The 5,538-nt window shown below is 45.2% G+C and carries 8 protein-coding genes; 5 read left to right on the forward strand and 3 right to left on the reverse strand.

The window, feature by feature from the left end:
• Positions 1–145 precede the first annotated feature (145 nt).
• The 3 genes from AACS92_RS22045 to AACS92_RS18805 all read right to left on the reverse strand — a co-directional run bounded on the left by AACS92_RS22045 (position 146) and on the right by AACS92_RS18805 (position 1,541).
• A complete protein-coding gene (locus AACS92_RS22045) occupies positions 146–304 on the reverse strand; it encodes a host cell division inhibitor Icd-like protein (RefSeq protein ID WP_153044799.1) in 159 nt (52 codons plus the stop codon).
• Positions 301–588 carry a hypothetical protein gene (locus AACS92_RS18800; protein ID WP_099111944.1) on the reverse strand — a complete coding sequence of 96 codons (288 nt, stop codon included), beginning with the start codon at positions 586–588 and terminating at the stop codon, positions 301–303. The genes AACS92_RS22045 and AACS92_RS18800 overlap by 4 nt, the downstream gene beginning before the upstream one ends.
• Positions 589–926: 338 nt before the next feature.
• Positions 927–1,541, reverse strand: a complete 615-nt coding sequence (locus tag AACS92_RS18805; protein ID WP_099111945.1) for a helix-turn-helix domain-containing protein — start codon at positions 1,539–1,541, stop codon at positions 927–929.
• 150 nt (positions 1,542–1,691) lie between these two features.
• Here AACS92_RS18805 and AACS92_RS18810 point away from each other — a divergent pair, with 150 nt between their 5' ends.
• From AACS92_RS18810 to AACS92_RS18830, 5 genes are all read left to right on the forward strand, one after another.
• Positions 1,692–1,919 (forward strand): transcriptional regulator, encoded by a 228-nt coding sequence (locus tag AACS92_RS18810; protein ID WP_099111946.1) that lies wholly within the window; start codon positions 1,692–1,694, stop codon positions 1,917–1,919.
• Complete coding sequence (locus AACS92_RS18815) at positions 1,916–2,197, forward strand: hypothetical protein (RefSeq protein WP_339373560.1); 282 nt, start codon at positions 1,916–1,918, stop codon at positions 2,195–2,197. Before AACS92_RS18810 ends, AACS92_RS18815 begins: the two co-directional genes overlap by 4 nt.
• A 234-nt stretch (positions 2,198–2,431) precedes the next feature.
• On the forward strand, positions 2,432–2,806 hold the full coding sequence (locus AACS92_RS18820) for a hypothetical protein (protein ID WP_099111947.1): 375 nt from the start codon (positions 2,432–2,434) through the stop codon (positions 2,804–2,806).
• 237 nt (positions 2,807–3,043) lie between these two features.
• Entirely contained in the window at positions 3,044–4,660 is a 1,617-nt protein-coding gene (locus tag AACS92_RS18825) for a DEAD/DEAH box helicase (protein ID WP_099111949.1), read from the forward strand.
• Positions 4,657–5,538, forward strand: an 882-nt coding sequence (locus tag AACS92_RS18830; protein ID WP_099111950.1) for a DUF7146 domain-containing protein, incomplete at its 3' end; no start/stop codon positions are given. The genes AACS92_RS18825 and AACS92_RS18830, both read left to right, overlap by 4 nt.

Consider the following 5,538-nt stretch of genomic DNA (forward strand, 5'->3'; position numbering starts at 1 on the left):
AAATAAGTATCCGGTTCTGCTTCATTCTGAGTTGCAGTCAATACAGGGAATATAGATGATTCAATTTCTTCTGCAATTTCGACGGCGGTTTGTAAATAATATTTATCACCAACTGATATTTTTGTTTTCATGTTGATTGGCCTTATTATTTATTAACTATTTGTCCCATCCAGCCATAGATTACATATACAGGAGCTAATAACCTTTTTGCTTCTTGTTCATTGAGTGCCTGAGCTTTGACGCATATAGGGCGTGTTTGCTCTGTGTTGGCGCGCTCAATTGCAGCGAATAGGAAAATTTTCATGGTTTGCCTGCTGGAATTAAGTAGTTAACCATCTCTGGATGATTATAAATAATGTCTTTCGCTTTTTGGTTTGCTTCGTTCAACTCCCTAAATACATCCACTAACACCATGTATTCACCATCTTTTGAATACAGTGAATATATAATTTCATTATTAAAGCACCCTTTATTCAAGGAGTGAGATGTAATTTTTTTGTTTCCATACTTGGCTAAATATGAATCAACGAAATTATATTTTTGAGCCAACTTCATGTTGTAGTTTATTCCTCTATCGCAACTTTCCATTAGCCCCTCCGGCCCCAAAAAATAAAAGTAAATGTATTCATTCTGGTGTTCAGTTTTGTTTCCTGAATCACTTGCATTAATAATATCTAAGGCGATTGATAAGTCAACCGCCAAAGCGATTATTTTTTGGTTTGGTTTGCGAAAGAGTGAATAGTATGTTGTTTTTTATGAAGTAAAATAAAGAAGTTATGTTATTGCAAATAGGTGATAATTGATGCAGTATAATATTGTATAAACGTACAGTTTAGGAGGGTGAAATTGTCTCAGTTAATTAGATTAGGAACTGGGAGATATGCAACTCCCGTCCCAAGTAAAGAGATGGCAGAGCAAGAGGAAAATCAACGGTGCTTCATGTTACGGAGGAGGTATACAACAACACCAAGAACCTCAACACTAGAATTTCCAACATCAACTAACGGTACGCGATTATCATCAACAGATAGGTATCCATGAGTGCCACCTTGCACAAATTTGTAAACCGATAGTATTTTGTTAACTCTAGCGTATACAAGATCATTTGTTCCTGCTGTCTCATTACTATCAATAACTATAATTGTGCCCGCAGGAGCTTCCGAACACCCACTGTTAACCTGTAGTCTGTACGCTTTACAGGTGCTGGATTCCACAAGATTTGGAATCATTATCTGCTCACCCGTTGGTGTATCCCCATCATATATCTCAACCCCAAATAACCCCTTGTATTCAACTACCTCTATGGCAGTTTGGTCTATCTTATTATTTTCTTCTTCACGCATTGCCCCCTTTCCATCGGATAGCCACTCTGGACGAACGCCTAAAACGCGAGCGATATCAACAAGTCGAGTTGTACGAGTTGCCGTACCTGAAGTTAATTTCCATACACTGGATTGAGCCATTCCTACAGCTTTAGCCAATGAACCTTGGCTAAACCCACCTTCGTGCATTGCACGATTTAGCCTTTCTGTGAATGTCATTTTTTTACCTTTGTGATAGTCGTCAATAAATTTCTTGATGTATTCATTATATCGCTATGGCGATAATAAATCAAAATCGCTATAGCATTTGATTATTGCTTTATCATTTGTATAATAGCCATAGCGATTGAATTTGTAATTGAGGGGACTATGATAAACACGGCAATCGAAAAAGCGATAAGGCTTTGGGGTAGTCAAAGGAAGTTTGCGGAACATATCGGAAAGGCTCAATCGACAGTAAGTGATTGGCTTACAGGAAAGAAAAAAATATCACCAGAGAATGTGGTGATTATTGTTGAGGCGACAAACGGTGCAGTCCAAGCCCACGAACTACGCCCTGATCTGCCTAAAGTCTTCCCGCCACCTGAGAGGGAATGATGCTTCCTGATTACACCAAAGTGACCATGCCATCGCATTTTGACCCTGACGATGGCAAATGGATACAGGAGATGTTAGGGAAATTACGGGTTAGTACGCGGGCAAGGGTGATTGCCGAATATTCAGCAGTACATCAGGCCGAGTGGGACAAGGAACCCGTGTCATTTTGCAAGAGCAATGCAGCCAGATACGAAGCTAATACTCGGCTCAGGGAATTTGTCGTGAAGTATGAGCGAGCCGCACAGGGTTACATCGAGAAGCCGAAGTTAGTTGTTTAGTTTGTTTGTTGTAAATACTCACAGTGTATCTCTTTACTAGTACAAAAATAGAGAAGAGAACCGAGGGGGGTAGGGGGGAGTTGGAGAGCTGAGACAGGTAAAGCACAGCCAAGTAAGAACTCATTACTTAAATAGATCTCAGTAGAGAGTACCTAAGTTAGATAAGTGCACTAATAGGGTTTCAAAAATCGCCGTACTACCCAAGTGATACAAATAACCATTGAGGAAATAAAAATGAGCACAGAGTTGAAAGCAAAATTAATCACCCTTCTGGAAGAGCAATTTTTCACGGCTACCGATATGCAGCAATTTGAAACCGTCCTCACAGCAAAGATCCGTGAGCAAGGTTGGTTCCTGCAAAAGAACTTCACCGTAACCGGGCTGAGTGATGGCCGTAATGGGCGGGTGGATTACATGGTGACTACGAGAGCTGGTGAGAAATGCGCTATCGAAGCTGACAACCGTTCACCGCGTAAACGATCACTACTGAAACTCAGTGAGCTTCCTGCGGGTATGTCCGGTTTTGTACTGCTCAAGAATGGCAAGCAGCCTCTGCGTTATCAGGTGAATGGTGTCGATGTGGTTCGTGCTACCCAGTTCAGGTATTAGCACGGGGCTGGTGGTTGTAGAAATCAGGAAAGGTTGTGCTCTGGCAGTGGAAATTATTCAAGTGAGGGTATCAATGTTAACGAAGAATGGAAGTTTGAAAGGGTGCAAGAAACCGAATGGCGTCACTTTGGTAGGGATAGCTTACTCGGCTCTTGCGATAGGAATCAGAGTATCTGAGGCTCGATTACCTGCGCGGATTATGGCACAGCAACTCAGAAAAATAAAGGGAGTAACATCATGCTGAATATTACCCCTAACTTTGCTCAGGAGCGCGCCCTGAACATGCTGCGTCAGGATTGGAAGGGGTTTAATTCTTTCATGGTGTACGCCCCAACAGGTGCAGGCAAGACCGGATTAGCCGCGTTTATCACGCAGGGTTTTGTCTCAAAGCGGAAAAAGGTCATGATGATCTGCCCTTTCACCGTCCTGATAAATCAGACTGCACAGCGCTTTATTGAGTATGGTTTACCTGAAGATGAAATCGCTTATATCTGGCGGGACCACCCTAACCAAGACCCGGCAAAGCTGATTCAGATTGCTTCAGCGGATACCCTGATACGCCGTGAGTTCCCCGGTGATATCGATCTGCTGGTGATTGATGAAGCACACCTGAAGCGCAAGAAGATACTGGAAGAAATCACCCGGCTGACCACCGAAACAAGCTGTAAGGTTGTCGGATTATCGGGCACACCGTTCTCACCGTTCCTCGGTCACTACTACCAGAAGCTGATTAAGCCAACCACGATAAAAGAGTTAATCCAGCGTGGTGATTTGAGTGCTTACGAGTTTTACGCGCCTACCAAGCCCGATCTGTCAGGTGTGAAATCATCGACCAACCCGGAATACGGCAGTGATTACAAAGAGGCTGAGATTGCCGAAATTATGTGTGGAGCTGATTTGGTCGGGGATGTGGTCAGTAGCTGGCTTAAATTAGGCGAAAATCAGCCGACAGTCTGTTTTTGTGTGAATGTCAGTCACGCTAATTTTCTCACTATCGAGTTCGGTCGTGCCGGGATCAATGCTGAGGTCATGACTGCCAATACGCCGCCCGAAGAAAGAGATCTGATTATTCATCGTTTTGAACAGGGTGCGACTAAAGTCATTGTTAATGTGAGCGTACTCGTGGCCGGTTTTGATAGCGATGTCCGTTGCATTATCTACGCCCGACCTACCAAGTCAGAAATACGGTGGCTCCAGTCAATCGGTAGGGGTCTTCGTACTGCCAAAGGTAAGGAGCGATGCATCATTCTCGATCACTCCGGCTCTGTCCATCGTCTCGGTTATCCCGATGATATCGAATATGACGAGCTGCCCAGTAAAAACGATGGCATGAAGACCCATTCCAGCCACCGGGAGCAGGAAAAGCGGGAGAAGCTGCCGAAAGAATGTCCCAGCTGTCACTACATGAAGCCAGCCGGGGTTTATGTTTGCCCGAAGTGTGATTTTAAGCCCCTGACTGGGGAAGACATTGATGTCGATACCAGTCGTACTATCCAAAAGCTCAGTAAAAAAGAGCGGGTTTACACCCAGGCTGAAAAGCAGAGTTTCTACTCGCAACTGAAGTATTACCAGAACCAGCGGGCGTCACAGGGTAAGACGTTCAGTGATGGTTGGGTAGCCAATACGTTTAAGGAAAAGTTCGGCGTCTGGCCTCGCGGTTTTCATGACACCCCACAGGAACTGACCCCCGAAGTGAATAATTTCATCAAGCATAAGCAAATTCAGTGGGCTAAGTCCCGTAAGAAAGCCGAGCAAGCACCGGCTAAAGAACAACTTTCACTGGAGCCTGATGTGATTCAGCACCGTCTCAACGATATCCGTGATCGCTTTGGCCTACAGGGAGAAACACGATGAACAGAATCAAAACCGCCGATGCCGTCATCGGTCGCTGGCCTGAAATCTTCAATTACTACCAGTTACCGCCCGTAACCGGTAAGCGTCACTTTAAGGGGAAATGCCCGATATGCGAGCGAAAAGGTAGCTTTCGTATTGATGACCGGGAAGGCAGAGGGACGTTCATTTGTACCTGCAATGCCGGGGATGGCTGGAAGCTACTCACCCTGACGCAGGGGAAAGAGTACAAGACATTAGCGGACGAGATTGATCTGTTGCTGGGTATCCAATCGGACAAACGCAGCACAGTGAAAAAAGAAACCAATATCACCGCGTTCCGCAACAAAGTCACGGCCTGCTACGCCAATTTATCCCACTTGAGAGGTACACAGGGTGAGGCCTATCTGCGTAATCGGGGCATTCATGTTCTGCCTGCTGATAACGTGAAATATTGCGCCGAACAGCCTGTCCGTAACGGAACACTGCAAGCGATATGGGCACTTGCTACCGATTCAAAAGGGCTGGCGTGTTACCTGCACCGGACATATTTAGACGGCGACAGAAAGGCGGACATTACCCCGCAAAAGAAACTCGATGCGATGCAGGAAGAGAATTATCGCACTTATGCCCAATCAGTGGCTATTCGTCTGTTTCCGGTGGATTCCACACTGGGGATTGCCGAAGGGATTGAGACAGCCTTGTCCTGTAAGCAAATTTACGGCGTGAACACATGGTCAACCATGAATGCCGGGTATATGGCGAAATTCATTGCCCCACAGGGCGTGAAGCATCTCATTGTCTTTGCAGATAACGACTGGAGCGCCACGGGTCATGCAGCCGCAATGGAGTGCGCCCGTAAGAATTTACAGGCGAATAACGACGTTGAAAAAGTCAGCGTT

This window comes from Xenorhabdus sp. KJ12.1, assembly GCF_963876495.1.
GTDB classification, from domain to species: Bacteria; Pseudomonadota; Gammaproteobacteria; order Enterobacterales; family Enterobacteriaceae; genus Xenorhabdus; species Xenorhabdus stockiae.

Bases quoted from the DNA above. Each gene is read 5' to 3' on its own strand.
- AACS92_RS22045 (WP_153044799.1), bottom strand. From the start codon at position 304: ATGAAAATTTTCCTATTCGCTGCAATTGAGCGCGCCAACACAGAGCAA.
- AACS92_RS18800 (WP_099111944.1), bottom strand. From the start codon at position 588: ATGGAAAGTTGCGATAGAGGAATAAACTACAACATGAAGTTGGCTCAA.
- AACS92_RS18805 (WP_099111945.1), bottom strand. From the start codon at position 1,541: ATGACATTCACAGAAAGGCTAAATCGTGCAATGCACGAAGGTGGGTTT.
- AACS92_RS18810 (WP_099111946.1), top strand. From the start codon at position 1,692: ATGATAAACACGGCAATCGAAAAAGCGATAAGGCTTTGGGGTAGTCAA.
- AACS92_RS18815 (WP_339373560.1), top strand. From the start codon at position 1,916: ATGATGCTTCCTGATTACACCAAAGTGACCATGCCATCGCATTTTGAC.
- AACS92_RS18820 (WP_099111947.1), top strand. From the start codon at position 2,432: ATGAGCACAGAGTTGAAAGCAAAATTAATCACCCTTCTGGAAGAGCAA.
- AACS92_RS18825 (WP_099111949.1), top strand. From the start codon at position 3,044: ATGCTGAATATTACCCCTAACTTTGCTCAGGAGCGCGCCCTGAACATG.